Source organism: Pseudoxanthomonas koreensis (assembly GCF_041890415.1).
In the GTDB taxonomy this organism is placed as follows: domain Bacteria; phylum Pseudomonadota; class Gammaproteobacteria; order Xanthomonadales; family Xanthomonadaceae; genus Pseudoxanthomonas; species Pseudoxanthomonas koreensis_A.
Genome location: NZ_CP169056.1, coordinates 1,655,175 through 1,680,723 on the forward strand (window position 1 = coordinate 1,655,175; position 25,549 = coordinate 1,680,723).

Below are 25,549 nucleotides of genomic sequence, written 5' to 3' on the forward strand. Positions count from 1 at the left end.
CCCGCATTCCCCACCGATTCCAGTACCCCTGATTCCTACCGGTCGATCCAATGAAAGCCAGCGATATCAAGAAAGGCAACGTCGTCGAATACAACAACGGCGTGTACCAGATCCGCGACATCGAGCGCAGCTCGCCGCAGGGCCGCGGCGGCAACGTGCGTTTCCGTTTCATCATGTACTCGGTGCCGGGCGGCTCCAAGCTCGACGCCAGCTTCGACGCCGACGACACCCTGGTCGAGGTCGAGCTGCTGCGCCGCATGGCCAGCTTCTCGTACAAGGACGGCGATGCGTTCGTGTTCCTGGACGACGAGGACTACACGCCCTACACGCTTGACCCGGGCGCCATCGGCGACGCCGCCGGCTATATCACCGACGGCCTCGGCGGGATCCACGTGCAGGTGATCGACGACCAGCCCGTGGGCATCCAGTTGCCGCAGTACGTGACCCTGGACGTGGTGGAGACGCCGCCGGAACTGAAGGGCGGCACGGCGACCAAGCGGCCCAAGCCGGCCACGCTCAGCACCGGCATCGAGATCATGGTGCCCGAGTACATCGGCAGCGGCGAACGGATCCTGGTCAACACCGCCACCGGCGAATTCGGCGGCCGCGCCGACTGAAGCACGCCCGGGTCCGGTGCAGCGCAGGCCGCGCCGGACCGGTTTCAGGGCGGTGCCGGTTGCCCGGCATCCTGCGCCAGCCGGCGCAGGCGTTCGCCCAGCAGTTCCAGGTTGGCGCGGGTCCCCGCCAGTGCCTGGCGGCGCGCGGGCGACAGCCGCTGCTCCAGCGCCGCCTCCAGGGCCTGTGCGTCCGCCACCCGGCGCTGCGCATCGGCGCCGGCGCGGGCCAGCAGCACGTTGCGCTCGCGCGCCTGCGGCAGGCCATAGCCGGGTATGCCGTCCAGCCACACGGCCGGCCGGCTGAAGGCACCGGCCCGTTGCAGGTAATCGTGCAACGGCCCGGCAATGTCGGCATCGGTGGCGTTGCCGGATGCGCGTGCGCGCCGCAACCAGCGCCGTTTCAGTTCATCGCGCGCGCGGGCGTGCTCGCGCCGCATCGCGGCCGATTCCAGCACCAGCAGCGCCGCGGCAGCACGCAGGCCGGCCTGGCCCAGCGCGGGCATGCGCCGCTCCGGTGCCAGCGCCATCCATGCCCTCGCATCGGCCGGCGCCAGCGCCAGGGCCTGGCGCGCAACCGCATACATCGCCTCGTGGTGCGCGCTGGCCGATTCGAAATGGAACCCCAGCCGCACCTGCTCGGCCGCATCGCCGGGGATCGCCGCGGTATCCACCACTGCATGGCGCTGCAGCCGCCGCAGCAGGCCTTCGGGCGTGACCGAGCGCAGCGGCAGTGCGGCCAGGCGCGGGACCGCATCGTGCAGCAGCTTCCAGGTTTCCACCGCGCAATTGTTGCTGATGAAGAAATAGCGGCCGTCGTAGCTCCAATGCAGTTGCGCGGCCCGGGTGGCGACCGCAGCGATCTCCGCGTGCGACAGCGCCAGCGGCAGCGCCCGCAGGTCGCGCAACTCGACCCTGGCGTACTCGTCCACCACCTGGGCCAGCGGCAACGCAAACAGGCGCGAGGGATAAGACCCGGTCAGCCCGGCCCAGCCGGAGATCTGCAGGTCGTCGACGAAGGCGCGGAAGGACAGCACCAGGTGGTGCTGCAGGTCCAGCCGGCAATCGGGGCCGTGCGGCCGCCCGGGCGCGCACACCACCAGCCGCAGCATGGCGTGGCCCCACCGGCTCATCGGCTCGGCGTCGCCCTCGGCCAGCAGGTAGTCGATGGCGAAGATCCGCTCCGGATCGAGCAGGCGTACCGGATCGCTCCCGTCCATGGCGTCCTGGACGAAGACCAGGCCGGTGCCGCAGCCGGCCGCGTCCGTTGCCGGCTGGCGCAAGTGCGCATCGAACAGCGCCGCCAGCAGCGGGCGCCGGCAGCGGTATTCCGGGTCCAGCAGATAGTGTTCCAGGTTGACCGCCACGTACTCGCGCGGCGAGTGCAACTCATAGGGGTCCGGGCTGCGGTCGCGGAAATCGTTGCGGCCGCGCCGCCCCGCCCGCAGCGGCGCGACCTGCCAGCCGGCCAGGTCGAGCAGGCGCGGGTCGGCCGACAGCCTGCCTGCCGGGGTGCGGTCATACAGGTGCGCCAGTTCGTGGACCACCGCGGCCAGCGCCGCGCGAGCGCCCGGGTCATCGGATGCGCCGCGGTCGCGTGCCATCCAGCCGTCGAGCAGGCCGTGGTCGAACTGCAAGTGCCAATGGCGCGCGCGCCCGTGCACGCCGGCCGGCAGGTCGTCGCGCCACTCCACCGCGATCGGCCGCGCCAGTGCCGGCAGCATGGCGGGCGGCAGCCGTTGCACCGCATGCTCCAGCAGTTCGCTGCTGGCCTGCGCCTGCGCAGGGGGCAGCGCCGGCCGCAGCTCGAAGACCGGCGCCGATGCCTGCGCCTGCGCCCCGGCCAGCAGCAACATGGCCAGGGCGATGCGGCCGATCATCCCCCGGCCGGCACGCCGGCCAGGATCCGCCGCGCCAGTTCCAGATCGCTGGCCTGGCGCGCATCCGGGTCCTGCTCGCGCAGCATGCGCAGTGCCGCCTCCAGCTGCGCGCTGCGCACCCGTCCATCGCTGGCCAGGAAGCCCGCCGCGTCCTCGCGCGCCTGCAGCACGCGCTTGTCATCGCCGGAAGTACTGCCGGACGAACCGGAACTGCCGGCCGAGGACGCACCTGCCGAGGTACCGGCAAAGCTGGCCGCATCGACGGCGGGCGCGGCAAGCAGCAGGCCGGCCAGCAGCAGGCCGGCCAGGAGTAGCGGGCGGTGGATCGGAGCCATCATCACGTCTGCCGGTTGCGGGAAGGATCGGCGAAGCCTAACCGGCACCACGCCGGCGCGCATGGGGTTTTGCTGAATGTTGGGCTGCCGGCGCGCGCGCCAGGCACACCTGCGCAGCGGGCCTTCGGCCGCCCCCGTTTCAAAGGCAACTTTCGTTGCGCGGCCATTGCCCCGGATCGCCGCACACGGTGTTCCGCAAACCGCACGAAAACACCATGCCGCACTGCGGCAAAAGGCCCCGGCATCTGGCATAGTTATCGGCTCCTACGCAGCCACCGGAAGCCGACGCGAATGTCTCCCAAGAAGACCTCTTTCCCGAAACAGGACATCCGCGTCCTGCTGCTCGAGGGCGTCAGCCAGACCGCGGTGCAGACCTTCCAGGCCGCCGGCTACACCCAGATCGAATACCACGAGAAGTCGCTGCCCGAGGACGAGCTCAAGGCCCGCATCGCCGAGGCCCACATCATCGGCATCCGCTCGCGCAGCTACCTCACCGCCGACGTGCTGGCCGAGGCCAAGCGCCTGATCGCCATCGGCTGCTTCTGCATCGGCACCAACCAGGTGGACCTGGATGCGGCCGAGCTGGCCGGCATCCCGGTGTTCAACGCCCCCTATTCCAATACCCGCTCGGTGGCCGAGCTGGTGGTGGCGCAGGCGGTGCTGCTGATGCGCGGCATCCCGCAGAAGAACGCCCAGTGCCACCGCGGCGGCTGGAGCAAGTCGGCCACCGGCAGCCACGAGGTGCGCGGCAAGACCCTGGGCATCATCGGCTACGGCCACATCGGCACCCAGGTGGGCGTGCTGGCCGAGGCCATGGGCATGCAGGTGATCTTCCATGACATCGAGGCCAAGCTCTCGCTGGGCAATGCGCGCGCCGCGCAGAGCCTGAGCGACCTGCTGGGGCGTTCGGACGTGGTCACCCTGCACGTGCCCGAAACCCCCTCCACCCGCAACATGTTCGGCGCCGACCAGATCGGCGCGATGAAGCCGGGCGCGCATCTGATCAATGCCTCGCGCGGCACCGTGGTCGACATCGATGCGCTGGCCGCGGCACTGCAGTCGGGCCACATCGCCGGCGCGGCGGTGGACGTGTTCCCGGCCGAGCCCAAGGGCAATGCCGAGCCCTTCGTCTCGCCGCTGATCCCGTTCGACAACGTGATCCTGACCCCGCACATCGGCGGCTCCACGCTCGAGGCGCAGGAAAACATCGGCGTCGAGGTGGCGGCCAAGCTGGTGCGCTACAGCGACAACGGCAGCACCCTGTCGGCGGTCAACTTCCCCGAAGTCACCCTGCCCGAGCACGAGGACAGCCTGCGCCTGCTGCACATCCACCGCAACGTGCCCGGCGTGCTGTCGCAGGTCAACGACATCTTCAGCCGCCATGCGCTCAACATCGACGGCCAGTTCCTGCGCACCAATGCCAAGGTCGGCTACGTGGTGATCGACGTGGCCGCAGACGAGGCCCAGGTCGCGGCGCTGAAGGGCGAGCTGTCGGCGATCCCGGGCACCCTGCGCACCCGCGTCCTGTACTAGGCGCCGCGGCGGGCATGTGGCCCGCCCGTCAATCGGCCGATCACGGGCCGGCTCCGCAAGGGGCCGGCCCGTGTTGCATCCACGCCCCGGCCACCGCCGCCATGGGCCGAATCGTGCGCGGTTGCGGCGGCAACTTGTGGTCGACCGATCCGTTTGGCAAGGTACGGCGCTTACCTGGTCGCCGCACAGGCGGCCATCCTTTGGGATACAGCACCGGCGCCTGACGGCCACTCACGGGGAACCTCGCATGCTCAAACGTCTTTTCAGCGTCAAGCCGGTCGAGCCTGCCCCGCGCGTTGACGCAGGCGAGCCGGTCGAAGGTTCGCTCCAGGGCGAGGCGACGCTGCGCCGCACCCTTACCGCACGCCACCTGGTGCTGCTGGGCGTGGGCGCGGTCATCGGTGCGGGCATCTTCGTGCTGACCGGCCAGGCGGCGGCCATGCATGCCGGGCCGGCGATCATGCTCAGCTTCGTCCTGGCCGGGTTCGCCTGCGCCATGGCCGGCCTGTGCTACGCCGAATTCGCCTCGATGATGCCGGTATCCGGCAGCGCGTATTCCTACGCCTACGCGACCCTGGGCGAGGGCGTGGCCTGGTTCATCGGCTGGTGCCTGGTGCTGGAATACCTGTTCGCATCGGCCACGGTGGCGGTGGGCTGGTCCGGCTACCTGGTCAGTTTCCTGACATCCACCCTGGGGCTGCACTTCCCCGCCGAACTCGCCTCCGCGCCGTTGGCATGGGTCGATGGCGGGTTCGTGCACACCGACTACATCATCAACCTGCCCGCGGTGCTGATCGTGGCCGCGGTCAGCGGCCTGTGCTACCTGGGCATCACCCAGTCGGCCTTCGTCAACGCCATCATCGTTGCGATCAAGGTGGCCGTGATCGCCGCGTTCCTGGGCTTCGGCATCCAGTACGTGGACCCGGCCAACTGGACTCCGTTCATTCCCGACAGCACCGGGCCGGGCCAGTTCGGCTGGGACGGGGTGTTCCGCGCGGCCACCATCGTGTTCTTCGCCTACATCGGTTTCGATGCGGTCTCCACCGCTGCCGGCGAGGCCAGGAACCCGCAGCGCGACATGCCCATCGGCATCCTCGGTTCGCTGGTGGCGTGCACCATCATCTACATCGCCATGTGCGCGGTGCTCACCGGCATGACCCACTACTCGCTGCTCAACACCGCCAAGCCGGTGGCCACGGCACTGGAAGAGGTGATCAAGGCCGATCCAACCGCGAACATCACATGGCTCAAGACCGCCGTGGAGATCGGCGCGATTGCCGGGCTGTCCTCGGTGATCCTGGTGATGCTGATGGCGCAGCCGCGCATCTTCTATTCCATGTCCCGCGACGGCTTGCTGCCGCGCATTCTCGGCAAGGTGCATCCGCGCTTCCACACCCCGTACATCGGCACGATCCTGGTCGGCGTGGCCGCGTGCCTGCTGGCCGGCTTCATGCCGCTGAACGTGCTGGGCGAGCTGGTGTCGATGGGCACCCTGCTGGCATTCGCCACGGTCTGCCTGGGCGTGTTCGTGCTGCGCTATACCCGTCCGGACCTGGCCCGTCCGTTCCGGGTGCCGCTGTTCTGGTTGATCTGCCCGCTGGGCGTGGTCGCCTGCCTGTTCCTGTTCATGCAGTCGTTCCTGGAGCATTGGGGCGTGTTCGTGGCCTGGACCGTCCTGGGCCAGCTGATCTATTTCGGCTTCGGCTTCCGCCACAGCAAGCTGCGCGGCGCGGCCTGACCGCGCCCTCGCCGCGACGGCCGGCCGCACGCCGGCCGCCGCATGTCACTTCCGGAGCAGGCGCATGAGCGCGATGGCCCCCCGCAAGATCGGCCCGGTGCTGGCGACCTTCGTGGTCGCCAACAACATGATCGGCTCGGGATTCTTCCTGCTGCCGTCCACCCTGGCCCGGTCCGGCGGCGTGACCGCGCTGAGCTGGCTGCTGTGCACCCTGCTGGCGGTGATGCTCGGCGGTGCGTTCGCGCGCCTGGCCCGGCACCATCCGGGCCTGGAATCGCCGGACGACTACGTGCGGCCATCGCTGGGGCGCGACGTCAGCTTCCTGGCCACCACCCTGTACTGGATCTCGTCGTGGATCGGCAACAACGCCATCGCGGTGGCTGCGTTCGGCTACCTGGTGATCCTGCTGCCGATCAACGACACCCCTGGCGTGCGCCTGGCCGGCCAGGTGCTGCTGATCTGGCTGATGTTCGCGCTCAACCTGATGGGCCCGCGGCCGATCGCGCGCTTCCAGTCGCTGTGCGTGGTCCTGGGGCTGTTGCCGGTGGCGGTGGTGCTGACCGCAGGCTGGGCGTATTTCGACACCGGGGTGTACCGCGCGGCGTGGAACGTGTCCGGGACCTCGGACCTGTCGGTGGTGCTGGGTTCGCTGGCGCCGATCTTCTGGGCGTTCATCGGCCTGGAAACCGGCGCGATGGTGGCCGGCGTGGTCGAGGACCCGGACCGCAACGTGCCGCGCGCCACCCTGGGCGGCATCGTCATCGCCGGCCTGGTCTACCTGGTGTCCTCGGTGCTGATGATGGGCATCGTGCCGGCCTCGGAACTGGCCGCCTCCGGCGCTCCGTTCGCGCTGGTGGCCGGGCAGATGTTCGGTGCCTGGGCGGTGCCGGTGATCGCCGCGGCCGCCGCGCTGAAGGCCACCGGCACCCTGGGCGGCTGGATGCTGGTAACCGGCGAGTCAGGCGCGCGCGCGGCGCAACGCGGTTTCCTGCCGGCACTGTTCGGGCGGCTGCGCAGCAATGGTTCGGCCGGCACCGGGCTGTTCGTCATCGCCCTGTCGATGTCCGCGCTGGCCACCCTGACCCTCTCGCCCACCGTGGCCGAGCAATTCGAAACCCTGATCGAGATGGTGGTGATCCTGGTGGTGATGGCCTACGCGGCGGCCGGCCTGAGCCTGCTGCTGGGCACGCGGCAGCGCTCGCCGACCCAGCGCGAGCGCGTGCTCGGCATGGGCGCGCTGGTGGCCTGCGGGCTGCTGGTCTATTCCACGCCGGGCAAGACCCTGGTCGGGGGCCTGGTGATCGCGCTGCTGGCACTGGCTGCATACCGCGGCTTCGGCCGCCGGCCGCCACCTGCCGCAGGCTAAACTGCACGGCATGACCGACCAGCCCCTGCCCTACGACCCGGCCGCGCTGCAAGCGTGTGCCAGTGCGCTCATCAGCAACGTGCGTGAACTCGCCCAGGCCGGATGGACCCCGGCCACCAGCAGCAACTTCTCCCTGCGCCTGGACCAGGCCCATGCCGCCATTACCGTCTCCGGGCGCGACAAGGGCCGCCTGGTCGAAGACGACATCATGGTGGTGGACCTGGATGGCCGCGCCGTGGGCCGCCCGCTCAAGCCCTCGGCCGAGACCCTGCTGCACACCCAGCTGTACCGGCGCTTCCCCGGGGTGGGTTGCGTGCTGCACACCCATTCGCGCACCCAGACCGTGGCTTCGCGGCTGTATGCACCGCAGGGCAACCTGCGCCTGGAAGGCTACGAGCTGCTGAAGGCATTCGAGGGCAACACCACCCACGAAACGGCGATCGACGTGCCGGTGTTCGCCAACACCCAGGACATGGGCGTGCTGTCGGCGCAGGTGGACGCGCTGCTGGACCGCCAGCCGCTGTGGGGCTACCTGATCGACGGCCACGGCCTGTACGCCTGGGGCCGGGACATGGCCCAGGCACGCCGGCACCTGGAGGCGTTCGAGTTCCTGCTGGGCTGCGAGCTGGAGCTGCGCCGGCTCGGCGCGGGCGCCTGACCGGCGGCGCACCGCACGCACCCGGGCCGGGCAATGCGCGGGACGCGCGCCGGCAACTGGTAATCTTGCAGCTTCATCTGGCGCCGCTTGCACGCGCCATTGCATTGGAGGTGACACATTCATGAGCCGACTGCGCATCTTCGACGTGGACAACCCCGGCCAGCCGCTGTTCGACAGCCGTGACGGACAGGCCATCGCCGCCGAACTGGCCCGGATCGGCGTGACCTTCGAACGCTGGCAGGCCAGCGCCCCGATCGCACCGGGCGCCACCTCCGAGGAAGTGATGCAGGCCTACCGCGCCGACATCGACCGCCTGGTGGCCGAGCGCGGCTTCAAGACCGTGGACGTGGTGAGCATCGCCCCGGACAACCCGAACCGCGCGCAGATGCGCGAGAAGTTCCTCGACGAGCACTTCCACAAGGAGGACGAAGTGCGCTTCTTCGTCGCCGGCTCCGGGCTGTTCACCCTGCACGTGGACGGCAAGGTGTACGAAGTTGAATGCGTGAAGGACGACCTGATCGCCGTGCCCGACGGCACCAGGCACTGGTTCGACATGGGCCAGTCCCCGAGCTTCGTGGCGATCCGCTTCTTCACCGAGCCGGACGGCTGGGTCGGGCATTTCACCGGCACCGACATCGCGCAGAAATTCCCGCGCTACACCCCGGAAACCGCCTGAGCGCACCACCATCGATTGCCCCTCCCTCACGCAGGGGCGCATTGCCAGGCCTGCCATGACCCGCGCCATCCTCACCGACATCGAAGGCACCACCAGCAGCATCTCGTTCGTGCGCGACGTGCTGTTTCCCTACGCGCGCCGCGCCCTGCCCCGCTTCGTGGACGCGCACGCCCACGACCCGGAGGTGCGCCGCTGGCTGGACGCGGTTGCAGTGGAGGCCGGCGGCCTGTGCCAGGACGCGATGATCGTGGAGACGCTGCAGGGCTGGATCGACCAGGATCGCAAGCACACCGCGCTCAAGGCCCTGCAGGGCCTGGTGTGGGAGGCCGGCTACCGCAACGCCGACTTCACCGCGCCGATCTATCCCGACGCCGCCCAGACCCTGCACCGCTGGCACGCCCTGGGCCTGCCGCTGCACGTGTATTCGTCCGGATCGGTGCCGGCGCAGAAACTGTTCTTCGGCCACAGCGACGCCGGCGACCTCACCGCGCTGTTCACCGGCTGGTACGACACCGAAATGGGCGGCAAGCGCGAGGCCGACAGCTATGCCCGCATCGCCCAGGCAATGGGCGAGGCCCCGAACGCGATCCTGTTCCTGTCAGACGTGGTCGAGGAACTGGACGCGGCCCGCGCCGCCGGCCTCCACACCGTGCTGGTGGACCGCCGCGAGGACTACCCGCAACCCCGCCAGGGTGACGCCGCCCACGGCCACACCCGCGTGGCCAGCTTCCTGGACATCGAACTGCCGCTGCCGTCGCGCAGCTGAGGTGTGTTGCGCGGCCCCTCGTGCTTGCCGTGAAAGGTGGCACCAGGGCAGCAACACTGTCCGGTACATCAGACCCGGGGACGCTGCCACGCAAAAGGCCGGCACTGGGCCGGCCTTTTGCGGGTCACGATGGCGTGCGCCGACTACTGGCGCGTGGTGGACTGCGGGACTTCCACCACCGCGGTGGAGGTGACGATCTTGCCGTCGACCACGGGCAGGCGGTCGCTCTCGGGCTTGTCGTCCAGGCGCAGGGTGCCGTCCTGGTCGTTGTAGCGGTAGGTCACCTGGTAGCCAACGACCTTGTCGGCGTTGCCCATCGCCACCCGGGTGCCGGGCTTGGAGGCCATGCGCATGGTGCCGGTGGTGCCATCGGCGTTGCGATAGGTGACGTTGTAGCCGGTCACCCGGGTCGATTCGGACACGGCGTGTTCGGTGTGGCACTGGCGCTCGGTGCGGGTCACGACCTTGCCGCCGACATGGCGCTGGTCGGCCTTGTTGCCGATCACGCCGCCGGCGATCGCACCGGCCGCGGTGGCCGCCTTCTTGCCGCTGCCGCCGCCAACCTGGTTGCCGATCAGCCCGCCGATCACCGCGCCGGCCACGGTGCCGCCGACGTTGCCGTCCTTCTCCGGCAGGCGCTCCTGCACCACCACGTCCTCGCACACCTCGTGCGGCACGCTGGTCTGGGTGGTCTCGCGCACCGGCTCGGTACCGATCACGGTGGCGTAGACCTTTTCCTTTTCGGTCAGCGGCTCGACCTTGAGCACCTGCGCATACTCCAGGCCGGCGGTCTGCAGCAGGTCGTCCACGGCCGTATCGTCGCCGCGCTGCGCATCGGCCAGCGAGGCCTCGACCGGGGGTGCCTGCGGATCTGGCTGGCGATCACGGTTGTGCATGAATGCGGCGGTGGCGATGCCGCCGACCAGCAGGGCGCCGACCGCGATCAGCACGGTGGAAGCTTGCTTCATGACTCGGACTCCTGGCAGGCGATTCCTGCGAATCGGATGCGGGCATTGCATCACGGACAAGCTGAACCGCAGCCGGAAGACAAGCGCGCGTGAACGCGCATCCACACCCGGCCCGGCGTGCTAGCTTCTTCACCATGCTCACCCTGGAACCGAGCCCGCCATGACCAATCCGCTGACCCTGCCCTTCATGGAGTGGGCGCGCCGCCTGCGCTTCCCCACCCTGTTCAAGCTCACTGCGGCGGCGTTCGCCGTGAGCCTGCTGTGGCCGTTCGACCCGATCCCGTTCATCGACGAGATCGTGCTTGGGCTGGGCACCCTGCTGCTGGCCAACTGGAAGCATCGCAAGCAGCCGCCGGCGCTGCCCGGACGGCCGCACGGCACGCCACCGCGCTGACGCGCGATGGACCTGGTCGACAGCCACTGCCACCTGGACGCGGATGAGTTCGACCCGGACCGCGCGCAGGTGGTGCAGCGGGCGCGCGCGGCCGGCGTGCGCCGGCAGGTGGTGCCGGCGGTAACCGCGGCAAGCTGGCCCAGGCTGCGCCGGGTATGCATGGACGAGGAGGGGCTGTATCCGGCCTATGGGCTGCACCCGCTGTTCCTGCCCGAGCACCGGCCTGCGCACCTTGAGGAACTGCACGCCTGGGTGCACCGCGAGCGGCCACTGGCCATCGGTGAATGCGGGCTGGATTTTTTCGTCCCCGGCCTGGACCAGGCAACCCAGGCCGGGTACTTCGACGCCCAGTTGCGCCTTGCGTGCGACACCGGCCTGCCGGTGATCGTGCATGCGCGCCGCGCGGTGGATGCGGTGATCGCCGCGATCAGGCGCATCGGCGCAGCGTCGGGCGCGCCTTCGGCACTGCGCGGGGTGGTGCACAGTTTTTCCGGCAGCCCGGAGCAGGCCGGCCAGTTGTGGAAGCTGGGTTTCCTCATCGGCCTGGGTGGCCCGGTGACCTACGCGCGCGCCCAGCGCCTGCACCGGCTGGTGGCCGGCATGCCGCTGGAGTACCTGTTGCTGGAAACCGACGCGCCGGACCAGCCCGATGCGCAGATCCGTGGCCAGCGCAACGAGCCGGCGCGGTTGCGCACCGTGCTGCAGGCTATCGCCGACCTGCGCGACCAGGCTCCGGCCGAGATCGCCGCGGCCACCACCGCCAATGCCGAACGCCTGTTCGCGCTGCCGCCGTGACGCGCTGACGCCGCGTGCGGCTCAGGCCGGTACGGCCAGCACTTGCGCCACCACCTCGAACAGCCGGTGCATGTCCACCGGCTGCTGCAGGCGATGCAGCGGCATCGATGCGGGCACCTGCGCCGGATCGAACGGCGTCTCCCGGTCCTCGATCACGATCGCCGGCCCGGCATAGCCGGACTCGTGCATGGTCGACAGCAGCGCGGCGGCCGGGAACATGGCGATGCCGCTGTCGACGATCACCAGGTCCGGCGCACCGGACTCGGCCCAGCGCCGCAGTGCGGCGGCGCCGTCGCCGGCCCGGTCCGGGACGTAACCCTGGCTGGCCAGCGCATTGCCGATCAACGACTGGCGCGCGGCCTCATGGAACACCAGCAGGATCCGCTGGCCATGGCCGGCGACCACCGCCGGCAGGCCTTCGTCGGCCTCCTCCGCCAGCAACGGCAGCCACAGCACGAAGCGCGTGCCCTGCCCGGGCTGGCTGGACACCTCCATGCGCCCGCCCATGCCCGCCACGATCCGCTTGCACGACACCAGCCCCAGCCCGGTGCCATCGGCCTTGGTGGTGAAAAACGGGGTGAACAGCTGGCGCAGGATCTGCTCGTCCATGCCCTTGCCGGTGTCGGACACCTCCAGGCGCACCCCGCCATCGGCGGCCTCGGCGGCCAGTTCCAGCTGGCCACCGGAGGGCATGGCCTGGATGGCATTGAGCGACAGGTTGAGCAGGCACTGCTGCAGCTCGGTGTAATTGGCATCCAGTGACAGCTCCGGGTCGGGCAGGCGCACGTCCAGGCGCACTCCGGCCGGCATGCTGCCCTTGAGCAGCAACTGCACCGCATGGAACAGGTCGGCCGCGCGGAAGCGCTCGCTGGCGCGACGCGAGCCGCGCACGAACGACAACATCGACTCGGCCATCTCGTGCCCGCGGCGGCCGCATTCGGCCACCACCGCGGCCAGCTGGTGCAGGCGCGGGTCATCGCTGCGCTGGGCGATCAGGTCCGGCACGATCAGCAGCGGCTGCAGGATGTTGCGCAGGTCGTGGCTGAGCCCGGCGGCGAGCAGCGACATGCTCTCCAGGCGCTGGCTGCGCATCAGCTCGGCCTCCACCCGCTGGCGCTCGGCCTCGATCCGGGCCTCGCGCAGCGCGCGATCCACCGCCACCGGCAGGCGCGCGCTGCTGTGCTTGAGGATGTAGTCGTTGGCGCCCTCGCGCAGCGCCGCCACCGCCACCTCCTCGCCCATCGTGCCGGACACGAAGATGAAGGGCAGCATCGGCGAGTGGGCCCGCACGATGGCCAGCGCATCATGCCCGGAGAACCCGGGCATGCTCAGGTCGGACAGGACGATGTCCGGCACGAAGGAATCCAGGGCCGCGCGCAGGCCGGCCGCATCGTCCACGCACAGGTACTCGGCACGCAGGTGCGCGTCTTCCAGCTGCATCTGGATCAGTTCGGCGTCCTCGGCCGAGTCCTCCACGAACAACACCCGCACCGGCGCGTCGCGGCTGATGGCATACAGCGGCACGGGTCAGCCCTCGCCCTCGGCCGTGGTGTTGATCACGGCCCAGAACTTGCCCAGGGTCTTCACCGCGGCGAAGAACTGGTCCACGTCCACCGGCTTGACCACGTAGGCGTTCACGCCCAGGTCCCAGCTCCGGGCCAGGTCGCTCTCCTCGCGCGAGGAGGAAAGGATCACCACCGGCAGGCGCCGCAGGCGATCGTGCGCACGGATCCGGCGCAGCACTTCCAGCCCGTCCATGCGCGGCATCTTGATGTCCAGCAGCATGACCGCCGGATCCTCGTCGCCACGGCCGGCGAAGCGGCCCTTGCGCTCCAGGTACTCGATGGCTTCCACGCCGTCCTCGACATGGACGATGGGATTGGCCAGGTTGGCCTCGCGCAGCGCGTCGATGGCCATTTCGGCATCGGCCGGGCTGTCCTCGACCAGCAGGATCGTGCGGATGGCGCTCATGCGTTGGTGGTTCCTTGTGGGGTGACGGAATCCTGCCCCGATGGCAGGACGAAATGGAAGGTGGCACCGCGGTCGGGCTCGGCCTCGGCCCAGATGCGGCCGCCGTGGCGGCTCAGGACCCGGCGCACGCTGGCCAGGCCGATGCCGGTGCCCGGGTACTCGCTGGCCTTGTGCAGCCGCTGGAACACGCCGAACAGGCTGCCGGCGTATTCCATGTCGAAGCCCACGCCGTTGTCGCGGACGCGGAAATGGTGGCCACCGTCGGCGGCCGGTTCGTACTCGACCTCGATGACCGCCCGCTCGCGCTGGGCCGAGTACTTGACCGCATTGCCAAGCAGGTTGAGCCAGAGCTGGCGCATCATGTTCTCGTCGGCGATCACCACGGGCAGCGGCGCCAGGCGCCACTCCACCCGATGCGACGGCTGGTCCAGGTCGGCCGCGTCGGCCGCCAGGTTGGCATCCAGCACCGCGCGGGTCTCCTCGGCCAGCGATTGCATGTCCACCGGCTGCAGTTTCAGCGCGCTGCGGCCCAGGCGCGAATACACCAGCAGGTCGTCGATCAGGCTGGACATCCGCCGCGCGGAGTTGCCGATCACTCCCAGGTAGTGCCTGGCCTTTTCGTCGACCCCCTCGCCCAGATGCCGCGACAGCTTGTCGGCGAATCCTGCCACATGGCGCAGCGGCGCACGCAGGTCGTGCGAGACCGAATAACTGAACGCTTCAAGCTCCCGGTTGACCTCAGAGACCTGTTCGACCTTGCCCTCCAGCTGGCGGTTGAGGTCGGCGATGCGTTGCTGCGCCGCCTTCTGCGCACTGATGTCGCTGACCGTCACCAGCACCACGTCGTCGTCGCGGTCGGGCAACTGCATGCGCCGGGCGTTGACCAGCATGGTCCGGGTCTGCCCGTCCATGGTGACCTGGGCATGCTCGAAGTCCCACAGCTCGCGGTCGCGGACCAGCACGTCGGACAGGCGCTGGCGGATCACCGGGTCGGCCCAGGCACCGTCGCCCACGTCTTCGAGCCGCTCGTGGCGCTCGTCTTCACCGTCGGCATACAGCTCGGAGAACGCGGTGTTGTGCATCAGCACGCGCAACTGCCCGTCCAGCAGGACGATGGGCTCGCGCACCGTCTGCAGCACCGCCAGCGCGCGCGCACTGGCGCGCCGCAATTCGATTTCGGAACTGGTCTGGCGTCGCTCGGAGCGTTGCAGCAGCCACACCATGATGCCGGCCAGGACCAGCTGCCCGCCCAGCGCCAGCAGGCTGACCCAGCGCACGCGCAGACGCTGCACCTCGGCGTAGTCGGCGCGTTCGGCCATCAGCGCCTGCTCGGTCTGGGCGAACTGGAGGAACAGGTCGCGCACCTGGTAGCGCCCGTACATCTCGTCCACCAGGGCCGCATAATCGGCCGGCGCGACGCCCCCCTCCAGTTCCCGCATGATCTCGATGCGGCGGGCAATGACCACCTGCATGCGGCCGACCAGGCGCTGCTGGTTGGGATTGTCCCGGGTGAGGTCGACCAGGCGCTCCAGGGAAGGCTCCAGCGCACCGAGCGTGAGGTCCAGGCGCTCGCGCAGGTAGGGCCCGCCGCTGCCGGCACCCAGGGCGATGGCCAATGCCTCGCCCTCCCGGATCGTCGCCTGCAGGCGCTGCGCTTCTGCCTCCACGCGCAGGGTGTGGGCCACCCAGGCATCCGCACCACGGCTGTACTCGGTCCACTGGCGCACCAGCAGGAACGGCACCAGCAGGATCAGCACCAGCACCGACAGCAGGATCGGCAACCGCCAGCGCGGGAAGGAGCGTTCGAGCAGGCTTTCAGGCATGCGTCTGGACCCTCGTTGCGGTGAGGACGCAGGCCCGCGCCCAACCGTGCAGGATGATGCCGGTAAAGTGGCACCCTGTTAAGTGCAGCGCACGCGATGCCCGGACACGACAAAGGCCGGTGCTGGCACCGGCCTTTGCGTGGAATCCATGGTGGGCGGTGCAGGGATCGAACCTGCGACCCTTGCCGTGTGAAGGCAATGCTCTACCGCTGAGCTAACCGCCCGAGCCACACCTGCCGGTGCGGGCTGCGAATGGTAATGGGGCGTGAGGACGCGGTCAACGGCGGCGCGGGTCCGGCATGCTCCGGGGGGCCGCCCTCAGCTGCACTTGCTGCGGCGCAGGGCGTCCACCCGCGCCGGCGGGCTGAACGCATCGGAGCGGGCCTCGGCCCAGAAATCGCGGAACACGGCATGGTCGGGAATGCCACGCAGCAGTTCGCCCGGGCGCAGGTAGCGGTACAGCGCGGCCAGCGAACGGATCTCCACCGGCGACACCCGACGCAGGATGTGTTCGGGCCCCAGTTCCGACGGATGCTCCAGCCCGGCCGCGCACAGCAGGTCGCGCAGCGCGCGCAGGGTGTTGTCGTGGAACTGGTGCACCCGGGTGGCCTTGTCGGCCGGGTCCAGGTGCTTCCAGCGGCGCGGATCCTGGGTGGCGATGCCGGTGGGGCAGCGGTCGGTGTGGCAACTGAGCGCCTGGATGCAACCCAGCGCGAACATGAAGCCGCGCCCGGCGTTGCACCAGTCCGCGCCCATGGCCAGCGTGCGGGCGATGTCGAAGGCGCTGGTGATCTTGCCGGCCGCCGCCACCCGCACCCGGTCGCGCAGGTCCAGCCCGACCAGGGTGTTGTGCACCAGCAGCAGCGCCTCGTGCATCGGCAGCCCGATGTGGTCCATGAACTCGGCTGGGGCCGCGCCGGTGCCGCCCTCGGCGCCATCGACGACGATGAAATCCGGCAGCAGTTCCGGTGCCTGCCCGGCCGCCTCGCTCATCGCCTTGGCGATGCCGAACCATTCCCAGGGATGGCCGATGGCCAGCTTGAAGCCCACCGGCTTGCCGCCCGACAGCGCACGCAGCCTGGCCACGAAACGCAGCAGGCCAAGCGGGGTGTCGAACACCGAGTGCCGCGCCGGCGAGACGCAATCCAGGCCCATCGCCACGCCGCGGGTGGCCGCGATCTCGGCACTGACCTTGGCGGCCGGCAGCACCCCGCCGTGCCCGGGCTTGGCGCCCTGGGACAGCTTGATCTCGATCATCTTCACCTGCGGGCGGGTGGCCTGGGCGGCGAAGCGCGCCTCGTCGAAGCGCCCGTCGGCATCGCGACAGCCGAAGTAGCCCGAGCCGATTTCCCAGACCAGGTCGCCGCCATGTTCCATGTGGTACGCGGAAATCGAACCCTCGCCAGTGTCGTGGTAGAAGCCGCCGCGACGCGCGCCTTCGTTGAGCGCACGCACGGCGTTGGCCGACAGCGAACCGAAACTCATCGCCGAGATGTTGAACACGCTGGCCGCATAGGGCTGGGCGGTACCGGCGCCGACCACCACCCTGAAGTCATGGCTGTCCACCTCGGTTGGCGCAAGCGAATGGTTGATCCATTCGTAGTCCACCGCGTAGATGTCCTGCAGCGTGCCGAACGGGACCACATCCATCACGCCCTTGGCGCGGCGGTACACCAGCGAGCGCTGCTGGCGCGAGAACGGGGCCTCGGCGGTGTCGCTTTCGATGAAGTACTGGCGTACTTCCGGGCCCACCGATTCCAGCCCGTAACGGAAATGCGCCAGGATCGGATAGTTGCGCCGCAAGGTGCTGCGCCGCTGCAACATGTCCCACGTTCCCACGACCACCAGCGCGCCGGCCACCGCAGCGAGCCAGCCCCACTGCGGCCAGCGGCCGGCCAGCAGCAGCGAACAGGCCAGCACCAGCCAGCTGGCAACGTAGGCGAGGTAACGGCTCATGGATCCTCCCGGACCAGGTATGCCGGGCAGTCTAGCCGGGGTCGGGGCACCGGCTTCCGGCCGCGCTGCCGGCAGGCCATGCCGGAGTGCGGGAAACGCGCTGGGTTGGTGCCCGAGGCCGGACTCGAACCGGCATGCCTTGCGGCGAGGGATTTTCTTGCCACTTCGGCTTTCGCCGCCGCCCGGTGCCGCCTGGGCGTTCGTGGTCTGGAGCACGCCTTCACCATGGCCTTGCAGCCGAAGGTGCCCGCCGTCTGCTCTCTACACCTTCCCGGGCCGTGGGCCGGGCTTGGCTCGGCGTTGGCGCGGATGCCGCAGCATCCAGGGCGTTCGCCGACTTTGACGGGGTTCACTCCGGGCGTTTCCCCCCGGAGGCTCAAATTGTTCAAGTCCCTTGTGTCTACCGGTTTCACCACTCGGGCGGTGCCGGGCCATTGTGCCACCAGTGCGCCTGCGGTCGCACACGCCGCGTTGCTAGAATGCCGGCGGCCCGGGGGCATACGGCCGGCAGGGAGAATCCAGCCATGCGCGCCAGAATCGAGGACGTCGCCGCGGCGGCGGGGGTGTCGATCAAGACCGTCTCGCGCGTGTTCAACCGCGAGCCCAACGTGCGCGAGGAAACCCGCGACAAGGTCGAGGAAGCCGCGCGCCAGCTCAAGTACCGGCCCAATTCCTCGGCCCGCAGCCTGGCCGGCCGCCGCTCGTACCTGGTCTCGCTGCTGTACGACAACCCGTCCCCGAACTACGTCATGGAAGTGATCGAGGGCGTGCTCTCGGCCTGCGAAACCGCCCATTACGGGCTGACCCTGCGACCAATCGACTTCAGCCACCGCGGCCACGTCGAGTCGATCGAGGCGCTGATCGCCCAGTACCGCCCCGACGGCCTGGTGCTGACCCCGCCGCTGACCGACGACGGGCCGCTGCTGCGACGCCTGCGCGAGTTGTCCGTGCGCCATGCCACCATTTCGGCCAAGCGCGACAACGCGGGCATCGGCGCCACCCTGGACGAGCGGGCGGCAGCGGCCGACATCACCGCCCACGTGGCCTCGCTGGGCCACCGGCGCATCGGCCACATCACCGGCCACCGCAGCCATGCCGCGCGCGTCTGGCGCCTGGCCGGCTACCTGGATGGATTGCGCCGGGCCGGGATCGTGGCCGATCCGGACCTGGTGGTCGAAGGCGAATTCTCGTTCGAGTCCGGCATCACCGGCGCACGCCGGCTGCTGGACATGGACGACCCGCCCACCGCGATCTTCGGTGCCAACGACGACACCGCCTGCGGCGTGCTGTATGAAGCGGCCGCACGCGACCTGGACGTCCCCGGGCAACTGTCCGTGTTCGGCTTCGACGACACCCCGATGTCGCGCCAGGTGTGGCCCAGCTTGAGCACGGTGCGCCAACCCAGCCGCGAGATGGGGCGCATCGCCGCCCAGCAACTGCTCAACGCCCTGGGCGGCCACGAGCCCGCACACATGGTGCGTGTGGCCTACCAGTTGCAGATCCGCCACTCGACCGGACCGGCACCCGCCCGCTGAAATCTCCGTGCACTGGATCAACCCGCGGGCAACGCGCTCCGCGGCCGCCCGCTGCCTGGGCAACGTGGCAAATCATTGAATGCGCAACAAAACGGATATTGTCAGCGCCAGCGTCAGTGGGCCATAATGCCCGCCACTGCAGGTGTCGCACCGTCCTGGAGACGGCGTGGCCCTGGTGCCACCGGCCAGACCCGGGCATGGCACCGCAGTCACACAGCCCCGGCAGCGGGGCTTTGTTTTGCCGGACCAGGCGCCTTGCGCCCCGGCGGGTCACCGGCCTGGTGGCAGAGTGGTTATGCAGCGGACTGCAAATCCGCGTACGCCGGTTCAATTCCGACCCAGGCCTCCATCCCCGACACGCCTGCACGACGCATGGCCGCCCTCAGGCGTTCCCGTGCGCACGGGTGCTGCGTGGCCCAGGCGCGGTGCTTCATGTCCCCCGGCGACGGCCGCACGGCCGGCTTCACGGCACGCTGAACACCCGCCGTGGATGCTTGGCGCACGCCTGCATGGGCGCCTTCCCGTCACGATCCGGAGCATTGCCATGAACCGCTTCCCTCTTGTGCTTGCCACCGCGCTGGTCCTGCCGCTGCTGACCGCCTGCAACCGCCCTGCCGGCGAACAGGCCAAACAGGAAGCCGCGGCGGCTGCCGAGCATGCGGCGGCTGCCGCCGACCACACGGCAGCGGCCACCGAACGCGCCGCCGCCTCGGCCGTGGATGCGGCGCGCGAGGCCGGTGACGCTGCCCAGGCGCAGGCCCAGGTTGCCGCCGCCGAGGGCGAACGCGCCCTGGACCGCGCCGCCGAGGCCAGCCGTGATGCGGCCGAGCGCGCAGGCGACGCCAGCCGCGATGCCGCCGCGCGGGCGGCCGATGCCACCGCCGATGCGGCCGAAACCACCGCCGAACAGGCGCGCGAGATGGCCGAAAGGGCCGAGCGCAACGCCCGCAACGACTGACCGGCGCGCGCTGATCGCAGGCGCTGATCGCAGGCGCCGGCCTTCGCAGGCACAGGTCCCCGCCCCGATGCGCCGTGCACCGTGACGGCGCATCTTTTCGAGGTGCGATGGCGCGACCCTGATGCACCGCCCGGCGTGCACCGGCGCGCATCTGCCGTATGCTCGACCGGCCGACGCACGCCGGGAGCACCATGCCTGCCCTACGCAGCCAGATCGATACCCGTTCGACCGAATTCGCGGCCCACGCCGAGCATCACCGTGCACTGGCCGCGGAGTTGCAGCGGCGCCTGCGCCGCGCTGCCGATGGCGGTGGCGACAAGGCCCGCGACCGTCACGTCGCCCGCGGCAAGCTGCTGCCGCGCGAGCGCATCGATGCCCTGCTCGACCCCGGTTCGCCGTTCCTGGAAATCGCGCCGCTGGCGGCCGAGGACATGTACGACGGCGCCGCACCGGCGGCAGGCCTGGTGTGCGGGATCGGATCGGTGTGCGGCCAGCAGGTGGTCGTGGTGGCCAACGACGCCACGGTCAAGGGCGGCACCTACTTCCCGATGACGGTGAAAAAACACCTGCGTGCACAGGAAATCGCGCGCGAAAACCACCTGCCCTGCATCTACCTGGTCGACTCCGGTGGCGCGTTCCTGCCGCTGCAGGACGAGGTGTTCCCGGACCGCGACCACTTCGGCCGGATCTTCTACAACCAGGCACGGATGAGCGCGGACAACATCCCGCAGGTCGCGGTGGTCATGGGCAGCTGCACCGCCGGCGGCGCCTACGTGCCGGCGATGTGCGACGAGAGCATCATCGTGCGCGAGCACGGCACCATCTTCCTGGGCGGCCCGCCGCTGGTGAAGGCGGCCACCGGCGAGGTGGTGGATGCGCAGGCGCTGGGCGGCGCCGACGTGCATACCGCCGTATCCGGCGTGGCCGACCACTACGCAGAGGATGACGCGCATGCGTTGCGGATCGCGCGCGGCATCGTCGGCCACCTCAACCGCAGCAAGTCCGTGGCGGTGGCCACGCGCGCGCCGGCCGAGCCGCTGTACCCGGCGCAGGACCTGTACGGAATCATCCCGCCCGACACGCGCCGGCCGTACGACGTGCGCGAGGTGATCGCGCGCCTGGTCGACGGCAGCGAGTTCGACGAGTTCAAGGCGCGCTACGGCAAGACCCTGGTCACCGGCTTCGCCCACCTGCACGGCTACCCGGTGGGCATCGTCGCCAACAACGGCATCCTGTTCTCGGAGAGTGCGCTCAAGGGCGCGCACTTCATCCAGCTGTGCAACCAGCGCGGAATCCCGCTGCTGTTCCTGCAGAACATCACCGGCTTCATGGTCGGCCGCCGGTACGAGAACGCGGGCATCGCCAAGGACGGGGCGAAGATGGTCACCGCCGTGGCCTGCTCGTCGGTGCCCAAGTTCACCGTGGTGATCGGCGGCAGCTTCGGCGCCGGCAACTACGCCATGTGCGGGCGTGCCTACGGGGCCCGCTTCCTGTGGATGTGGCCGAACGCACGGATCAGCGTGATGGGCGGCGAGCAGGCCGCCAGCGTGCTGGCGACGGTGCGGCGCGATGCCATCGAGGCGGCCGGCGGGCAGTGGAACACGGACGAGGAAGATGCGTTCAAGGCCCCGGTGCGCGAACAGTACGAACACCAGGGCAGTCCGTGGTACGCCACCGCGCGGCTGTGGGACGACGGCATCATCGACCCGGCCGACACCCGGCGGGTGCTTGGACTGGCCTTGTCGGCCTCGCTCAATGCACCGCTCGAGCCGGCACGCTTCGGCGTGTTCCGGATGTAGCCGGGCAAGGAGATGCAGATGGATACGGGACGCGTGCTGCTGGTCACCGGCGCCAGCCGCGGTATCGGGGCGGCCACGGCCAGGCTGGCGGCCGCGCGCGGCTATGCGGTCGTGCTCAACTACCGGTCCGATGCAGCCGCCGTGCAGGCCGTGGCGGCCGACATCGCGACCGCCGGGGGCATGGTCGTGGCGGTACAGGCCGATGTCTCCAGCCCGGCGGAGGTGGCCGCGCTGTTCGGCGCGGTCGACCAGCGTTTCGGCCGCCTTGATGCACTGGTCAACAATGCCGGCGTGCTCGAGACCCAGATGCGCCTGGAGGACATGGACCCGGCGCGGGTGCAGCGGGTCTTCGCCACCAACCTGCTCGGCCCGCTGCTGTGTTGCCAGCAGGCGGTGCGCCGCATGTCCACGCGCCATGGCGGGGCCGGCGGAGCCATCGTCAATGTCTCGTCCGTTGCGGCGCGGACCGGCTCGCCGGGCGAGTACGTGGACTACGCCGCCTCCAAGGGCGCGCTGGACACGCTCACGATCGGGCTGGCCTCCGAGGTGGCCCAGGAAGGCATCCGGGTCAACGGCGTGCGCCCGGGCTTCATCCACACCGGCATGCATGCCAGCGGCGGCGAACCGGGCCGGGTGGACCGGGTCAAGGCCACGGTCCCCATGCGCCGCGGCGGCCATGCCGAGGAAGTGGCGCGCGCCATCCTGTGGCTGCTTTCGGATGAAGCCTCGTTCACCACCGGCAGCCTGCTGGACGTGGCAGGCGGGCGCTAGCCAAAACCGGCGCCGCTTCTGCTAACGTCCCCCGGCTCAGGTCAAACGTTGCAGGAAATCCATGTCGCACGGTCGTTTGCGTTTCCTCCCCGGCATCCTGGTCGCCCTGGCCGTCGTGTGTGGCTGCAGCGCCACGACGCCGCCGGCCGATGCGGCGGCAACCACCGAAGCGGCCGCCGAGGCCATCGGCGCCGTGGCCAGCGGGGTCTATCCGGACCTGTTCGCCGAGGCTGGCCTCGCGCCTGCGGACGTGCAGGCCAAGGTCGAGGGTGCGTTCCAGCAGCTGTTCCACGGTGATCCCGACGACCAGACGGTCTATTACGTCTCGGGCAGCAACCAGTACGGCCCGATGGCCTACATCCACGACGTCAACAGCAACGACGTGCGCTCCGAAGGCATGTCCTACGGGATGATGATCGCGGTGCAACTGGACCGGAAGGCGGAGTTCGACGCCATCTGGAACTGGGCCATGACCCACATGTACCACCAGGATCCAACGCATCCGGCGCACGGCTACTTCGCGTGGTCGGTGAAGACCGACGGCACCGCCATCGACCAGATGCCGGCTCCGGACGGCGAGGAGTACTTCATCACCGCGCTGTACTTCGCCTCCGCGCGCTGGGGCGATGGCGAGGGCATCTACGCGTACAAGGCACATGCCGACCGCATCCTCACCGACATCCTGCACCGCGAGCAGATCACCGGTGCAACGGTGAGCGCGGCCGACGCCACCGCGGTGAACCTGTTCGACCGCGACGCGAAGATGATCCGCTTCACCCCGGACCTGCCCAACGCCGCGCACACCGACGCCTCCTACCACCTGCCCGCCTTCTACGAGGTGTGGGCGCGGGTGGGGCCGCAGGCCGACCGCGCGTTCTGGCGGGAGGCCGCACAGGTCAGCCGCGACTACTTCGTGCGTGCCACGCACCCGCACACCGGGCTGACGCCGGACTACGGCAACTTCGACGGCACTGCGTGGGCGGCGCCGTGGCGCCCGGAATCGGCCGACTTCCGCTACGACGCCTGGCGCACCGCGATGAACTGGTCGATGGACTGGTCGTGGTGGCGCGCCGACCCGCGCCAGGTGGAGTTGAGCAACCGCATCCAGGCGTTCTTCCAGGACCAGGGCCTGGATGACTACGTCAGCCTGTACACCCTGGATGGCAAGCCGCTGGGTGGCGGCCAGACCACCGGCCTGGTGTCGATGAACGCGGTCGCCTCGCTGGCCGCCGATCATCCGCGACGCCTGGAGTTCGTGCGCGCGTTGTGGGAGCAGCCGGTGCCGGAAGGCCACCACCGCTATTACGACGGCATGCTGTACATGATGGCCCTGCTCCACTGCAGCGGGCAGTACAAGGTGTGGTTGCCCCCACAGTGAACCCGCACCGATAGGAGCGGCGGACATCCACCGGGAACCGGCAGGATCGCTGGATGGACGAAGGCATAGATCGCGGCAGCATCCACATGGACGACCCGTTTGAATGGCTTGGCCTTGGCCCGGAGGCCACCGAAGCCGAGGTCCGGCGCGCCTACGCGGCGCGATTGCGGCACACGCGCCCGGACGACGACCCGGTCGGCTTCCAGCGCCTGAACGAGGTCTACCGGATCGCGCTGCAGCGCTGCCGGTTGCACGGGGCGGAAGTCCGGTCCGTGCAGGCAGCAGACGGGGGCCGGCCCAGCCGTACGCCCGCACCTGCCGGCCACGCGCCTGCGCAGCCCGGTCACGACACCCCCGGCGCAGGAGGAAGCACTCCGGTGCCGACGCCTCCCGCTGCCATCTGTTCCCTCCCGCCACCGCCCCCGGAACCGGAAAGCCCTGCAACGACCCTCGAACTCATTCTGGAACAGGCCGACTGCTACGGCATCGATCTGGAGCACCTGTTCCCGATCCAGGCGCAGATACTGGGCGAATGGCTGGAAATGCACGAGCCTCTATATCTGATCAGCCATAAACAGGAGGTCGCCACGCTGCTGGCATCGCGTTTTGAAGGGGATCATGAGCTGAGCATTCCGGCACCTTGCCTGGATGTGCTGTGCAGCTTCTTCGACATACGGGACGTCGACCGCCTGCAGCGCATCGTGCAGGCCAGGTGGGCGATCAAGCATGAGTGCACCTCAGCCTATGGCGAACCCCACCCCAGCCTGATCCGGCAATTGAAGCGCCGCCCCGGCCCGCGCAGCGTGCTGCTGGCCAGCATCCCAGGGCTGCCCGGGCGTGCGCAGCGACTGGGAATGAGGCTGCAACACGCGCTCGGCCATTGGCCCACCGCTCTGGACGCCGGGCAGATGAGCCTGCTTTGCAGGCTGGCGCGGCCGGACTACTGGGGACGGTGGCGGTGGGCCACGCTTGCCGTGCAGGTGGGAGTGGCGGGACTGGCAGTGTTCGCGCTGTCCTCCTTGGCCACCGGCCACCATAGATACGGGTACCTGCTGCCTGCCGCGACGTCCCTGTTCATACCTGCCAGCCTCTTCCTTGCCTGGCATGTTTTCGCATGGCTGCAGCACCTCGTCAGGATCGGCCAGTCCCAGGGCCGCAGCTGGCTGGCGCAACTGCCGGCGGAACTGGCGGCGGCGGCACTTCTGCTCGAGCCCGTCGCCGGTGCCGGCAACCCGGTGTCGATCGCGCTGGCAGTGGTCGGATGCCTCCTGGTCTGGCGCCGGGCCTTCATCGCATCCTGCTTCGGGGCCAGCGCATACATGCTCCACTCCCATTACGCGGGCGGCCCACTCCTGTCGTCATTGGTGGCCGGCGCAGCCGCTGCGCCGATCGCACTGCTGGCCTTGGACATCCTCAGCGCCCGGGCAAGGTGCATCCCGGTAGCCGCGGCAGCCAGCCTTCCTTCCCCGGCAGCCTTGGTGGTTGCCTGCGCGGCGCTGGTGTTCAGCTTTGCCGTCGTCGACCTCGACGCCCACGCCCCCATCGTCGCCATCGCCGTCATGGCGGGTTTGGCCCGGCTTGCCCTGCCTGGCCTGAGGGCTCTGTGAACCGCTCGCCAGGCGCCGCGACGGCTGC

22 protein-coding genes and 2 tRNA genes are annotated in these 25,549 nt (G+C 69.7%); 16 read left to right on the forward strand and 8 right to left on the reverse strand.

Going from position 1 to position 25,549, the window contains the following annotated elements:
* Positions 1-50: 50 nt before the first annotated feature.
* A complete protein-coding gene (yeiP, locus tag ACEJ41_RS07530; RefSeq protein ID WP_374011680.1) occupies positions 51-617 on the forward strand; it encodes an elongation factor P-like protein YeiP in 567 nt (188 codons plus the stop codon).
* A gap of 44 nt (positions 618-661) precedes the next feature.
* On the opposite strand, the gene ACEJ41_RS07535 is transcribed toward yeiP, so the two are convergent.
* Positions 662-2,494 carry a DUF4105 domain-containing protein gene (locus ACEJ41_RS07535; RefSeq protein WP_374011681.1) on the reverse strand — a complete coding sequence of 611 codons (1,833 nt, stop codon included), beginning with the start codon at positions 2,492-2,494 and terminating at the stop codon, positions 662-664.
* Positions 2,491-2,820 (reverse strand): DUF2388 domain-containing protein, encoded by a 330-nt coding sequence (locus ACEJ41_RS07540; RefSeq protein ID WP_374014092.1) that lies wholly within the window; start codon positions 2,818-2,820, stop codon positions 2,491-2,493. Before ACEJ41_RS07540 ends, ACEJ41_RS07535 begins: the two co-directional genes overlap by 4 nt.
* A 300-nt stretch (positions 2,821-3,120) precedes the next feature.
* On the opposite strand from ACEJ41_RS07540, the gene serA reads away from it, so the two are divergent.
* The 6 genes from serA (at position 3,121) to mtnC (ending at position 9,566) form a co-directional block, all read left to right on the forward strand.
* The gene (serA, locus tag ACEJ41_RS07545) at positions 3,121-4,362 is read left to right on the forward strand and encodes a phosphoglycerate dehydrogenase (RefSeq protein WP_374011682.1); all 1,242 of its coding nucleotides are present in this window, start codon (positions 3,121-3,123) and stop codon (positions 4,360-4,362) included.
* Positions 4,363-4,609: 247 nt separating this feature from the next.
* Complete coding sequence (locus tag ACEJ41_RS07550; RefSeq protein WP_374011683.1) at positions 4,610-6,100, forward strand: amino acid permease; 1,491 nt, start codon at positions 4,610-4,612, stop codon at positions 6,098-6,100.
* A 64-nt stretch (positions 6,101-6,164) separates the two neighbouring features.
* Entirely contained in the window at positions 6,165-7,466 is a 1,302-nt protein-coding gene (locus ACEJ41_RS07555; RefSeq protein ID WP_374011684.1) for an amino acid permease, read from the forward strand.
* A gap of 10 nt (positions 7,467-7,476) precedes the next feature.
* Positions 7,477-8,124 (forward strand): methylthioribulose 1-phosphate dehydratase, encoded by a 648-nt coding sequence (locus ACEJ41_RS07560; RefSeq protein WP_374011685.1) that lies wholly within the window; start codon positions 7,477-7,479, stop codon positions 8,122-8,124.
* 121 nt (positions 8,125-8,245) lie between these two features.
* Entirely contained in the window at positions 8,246-8,800 is a 555-nt protein-coding gene (locus ACEJ41_RS07565; RefSeq protein ID WP_374011686.1) for an acireductone dioxygenase, read from the forward strand.
* Between the two features lie 55 nt (positions 8,801-8,855).
* Positions 8,856-9,566 carry an acireductone synthase gene (mtnC, locus tag ACEJ41_RS07570; protein WP_374011687.1) on the forward strand — a complete coding sequence of 237 codons (711 nt, stop codon included), beginning with the start codon at positions 8,856-8,858 and terminating at the stop codon, positions 9,564-9,566.
* A gap of 143 nt (positions 9,567-9,709) precedes the next feature.
* On the opposite strand, the gene ACEJ41_RS07575 is transcribed toward mtnC, so the two are convergent.
* The gene (locus ACEJ41_RS07575) at positions 9,710-10,534 is read right to left on the reverse strand and encodes a glycine zipper 2TM domain-containing protein (RefSeq protein ID WP_374011688.1); all 825 of its coding nucleotides are present in this window, start codon (positions 10,532-10,534) and stop codon (positions 9,710-9,712) included.
* A 160-nt stretch (positions 10,535-10,694) separates the two neighbouring features.
* Between ACEJ41_RS07575 and ACEJ41_RS07580 the strand changes: the two genes are divergently transcribed.
* Together ACEJ41_RS07580 and ACEJ41_RS07585 are read left to right on the forward strand one after the other, a co-directional pair.
* The gene (locus ACEJ41_RS07580; RefSeq protein WP_374011689.1) at positions 10,695-10,928 is read left to right on the forward strand and encodes a DUF6116 family protein; all 234 of its coding nucleotides are present in this window, start codon (positions 10,695-10,697) and stop codon (positions 10,926-10,928) included.
* 6 nt (positions 10,929-10,934) lie between these two features.
* The gene (locus ACEJ41_RS07585; protein ID WP_374011690.1) at positions 10,935-11,723 is read left to right on the forward strand and encodes a TatD family hydrolase; all 789 of its coding nucleotides are present in this window, start codon (positions 10,935-10,937) and stop codon (positions 11,721-11,723) included.
* Between the two features lie 21 nt (positions 11,724-11,744).
* Here ACEJ41_RS07585 and ACEJ41_RS07590 read toward each other — a convergent pair whose 3' ends face one another.
* The 5 genes from ACEJ41_RS07590 to ACEJ41_RS07610 all read right to left on the reverse strand — a co-directional run bounded on the left by ACEJ41_RS07590 (position 11,745) and on the right by ACEJ41_RS07610 (position 17,473).
* Complete coding sequence (locus ACEJ41_RS07590; protein ID WP_374011691.1) at positions 11,745-13,247, reverse strand: ATP-binding protein; 1,503 nt, start codon at positions 13,245-13,247, stop codon at positions 11,745-11,747.
* Between the two features lie 3 nt (positions 13,248-13,250).
* Positions 13,251-13,694, reverse strand: coding sequence for a response regulator (locus ACEJ41_RS07595; protein WP_374011692.1), 444 nt, complete (start codon positions 13,692-13,694; stop codon positions 13,251-13,253).
* Positions 13,691-15,517: an ATP-binding protein gene (locus ACEJ41_RS07600; protein ID WP_374011693.1), complete on the reverse strand. Its 1,827-nt coding sequence runs from the start codon at positions 15,515-15,517 to the stop codon at positions 13,691-13,693. The genes ACEJ41_RS07595 and ACEJ41_RS07600 overlap by 4 nt, the downstream gene beginning before the upstream one ends.
* A 149-nt stretch (positions 15,518-15,666) precedes the next feature.
* Positions 15,667-15,741: transfer RNA gene (locus tag ACEJ41_RS07605), tRNA-Val, on the reverse strand.
* Between the two features lie 94 nt (positions 15,742-15,835).
* Positions 15,836-17,473, reverse strand: a complete 1,638-nt coding sequence (locus ACEJ41_RS07610) for an FMN-binding glutamate synthase family protein (protein WP_374011694.1) — start codon at positions 17,471-17,473, stop codon at positions 15,836-15,838.
* Between the two features lie 524 nt (positions 17,474-17,997).
* Here ACEJ41_RS07610 and ACEJ41_RS07615 point away from each other — a divergent pair.
* From ACEJ41_RS07615 to ACEJ41_RS07645, 7 genes are all read left to right on the forward strand, one after another.
* Positions 17,998-19,008 carry a LacI family DNA-binding transcriptional regulator gene (locus tag ACEJ41_RS07615; protein WP_374011695.1) on the forward strand — a complete coding sequence of 337 codons (1,011 nt, stop codon included), beginning with the start codon at positions 17,998-18,000 and terminating at the stop codon, positions 19,006-19,008.
* A gap of 275 nt (positions 19,009-19,283) precedes the next feature.
* A tRNA-Cys gene (locus ACEJ41_RS07620) sits at positions 19,284-19,357 on the forward strand.
* Between the two features lie 195 nt (positions 19,358-19,552).
* A complete protein-coding gene (locus ACEJ41_RS07625; protein WP_374011696.1) occupies positions 19,553-19,966 on the forward strand; it encodes a hypothetical protein in 414 nt (137 codons plus the stop codon).
* A gap of 191 nt (positions 19,967-20,157) precedes the next feature.
* On the forward strand, positions 20,158-21,765 hold the full coding sequence (locus ACEJ41_RS07630) for a carboxyl transferase domain-containing protein (protein ID WP_374011697.1): 1,608 nt from the start codon (positions 20,158-20,160) through the stop codon (positions 21,763-21,765).
* 18 nt (positions 21,766-21,783) lie between these two features.
* Positions 21,784-22,536 (forward strand): SDR family oxidoreductase, encoded by a 753-nt coding sequence (locus ACEJ41_RS07635; protein ID WP_374011698.1) that lies wholly within the window; start codon positions 21,784-21,786, stop codon positions 22,534-22,536.
* Positions 22,537-22,597: 61 nt separating this feature from the next.
* Positions 22,598-23,914, forward strand: coding sequence for a glycosyl hydrolase family 8 (locus tag ACEJ41_RS07640; RefSeq protein WP_374011699.1), 1,317 nt, complete (start codon positions 22,598-22,600; stop codon positions 23,912-23,914).
* 53 nt (positions 23,915-23,967) lie between these two features.
* Complete coding sequence (locus ACEJ41_RS07645; protein WP_374011700.1) at positions 23,968-25,521, forward strand: hypothetical protein; 1,554 nt, start codon at positions 23,968-23,970, stop codon at positions 25,519-25,521.
* Positions 25,522-25,549 lie beyond the last annotated feature (28 nt).

Coding starts and splice junctions, on each gene's coding strand:
- ACEJ41_RS07640 (WP_374011699.1), top strand. CDS start 22,598: ATGTCGCACGGTCGTTTGCGTTTCCTCCCCGGCATCCTGGTCGCCCTG.
- ACEJ41_RS07535 (WP_374011681.1), bottom strand. CDS start 2,494: ATGATCGGCCGCATCGCCCTGGCCATGTTGCTGCTGGCCGGGGCGCAG.
- ACEJ41_RS07635 (WP_374011698.1), top strand. CDS start 21,784: ATGGATACGGGACGCGTGCTGCTGGTCACCGGCGCCAGCCGCGGTATC.
- ACEJ41_RS07575 (WP_374011688.1), bottom strand. CDS start 10,534: ATGAAGCAAGCTTCCACCGTGCTGATCGCGGTCGGCGCCCTGCTGGTC.
- ACEJ41_RS07580 (WP_374011689.1), top strand. CDS start 10,695: ATGACCAATCCGCTGACCCTGCCCTTCATGGAGTGGGCGCGCCGCCTG.
- ACEJ41_RS07595 (WP_374011692.1), bottom strand. CDS start 13,694: ATGAGCGCCATCCGCACGATCCTGCTGGTCGAGGACAGCCCGGCCGAT.
- ACEJ41_RS07550 (WP_374011683.1), top strand. CDS start 4,610: ATGCTCAAACGTCTTTTCAGCGTCAAGCCGGTCGAGCCTGCCCCGCGC.
- ACEJ41_RS07615 (WP_374011695.1), top strand. CDS start 17,998: ATGCGCGCCAGAATCGAGGACGTCGCCGCGGCGGCGGGGGTGTCGATC.
- ACEJ41_RS07585 (WP_374011690.1), top strand. CDS start 10,935: ATGGACCTGGTCGACAGCCACTGCCACCTGGACGCGGATGAGTTCGAC.
- serA (WP_374011682.1), top strand. CDS start 3,121: ATGTCTCCCAAGAAGACCTCTTTCCCGAAACAGGACATCCGCGTCCTG.
- mtnC (WP_374011687.1), top strand. CDS start 8,856: ATGACCCGCGCCATCCTCACCGACATCGAAGGCACCACCAGCAGCATC.
- ACEJ41_RS07565 (WP_374011686.1), top strand. CDS start 8,246: ATGAGCCGACTGCGCATCTTCGACGTGGACAACCCCGGCCAGCCGCTG.
- ACEJ41_RS07600 (WP_374011693.1), bottom strand. CDS start 15,517: ATGCCTGAAAGCCTGCTCGAACGCTCCTTCCCGCGCTGGCGGTTGCCG.
- ACEJ41_RS07560 (WP_374011685.1), top strand. CDS start 7,477: ATGACCGACCAGCCCCTGCCCTACGACCCGGCCGCGCTGCAAGCGTGT.
- ACEJ41_RS07645 (WP_374011700.1), top strand. CDS start 23,968: ATGGACGAAGGCATAGATCGCGGCAGCATCCACATGGACGACCCGTTT.
- ACEJ41_RS07630 (WP_374011697.1), top strand. CDS start 20,158: ATGCCTGCCCTACGCAGCCAGATCGATACCCGTTCGACCGAATTCGCG.
- yeiP (WP_374011680.1), top strand. CDS start 51: ATGAAAGCCAGCGATATCAAGAAAGGCAACGTCGTCGAATACAACAAC.
- ACEJ41_RS07610 (WP_374011694.1), bottom strand. CDS start 17,473: ATGAGCCGTTACCTCGCCTACGTTGCCAGCTGGCTGGTGCTGGCCTGT.
- ACEJ41_RS07625 (WP_374011696.1), top strand. CDS start 19,553: ATGAACCGCTTCCCTCTTGTGCTTGCCACCGCGCTGGTCCTGCCGCTG.
- ACEJ41_RS07555 (WP_374011684.1), top strand. CDS start 6,165: ATGAGCGCGATGGCCCCCCGCAAGATCGGCCCGGTGCTGGCGACCTTC.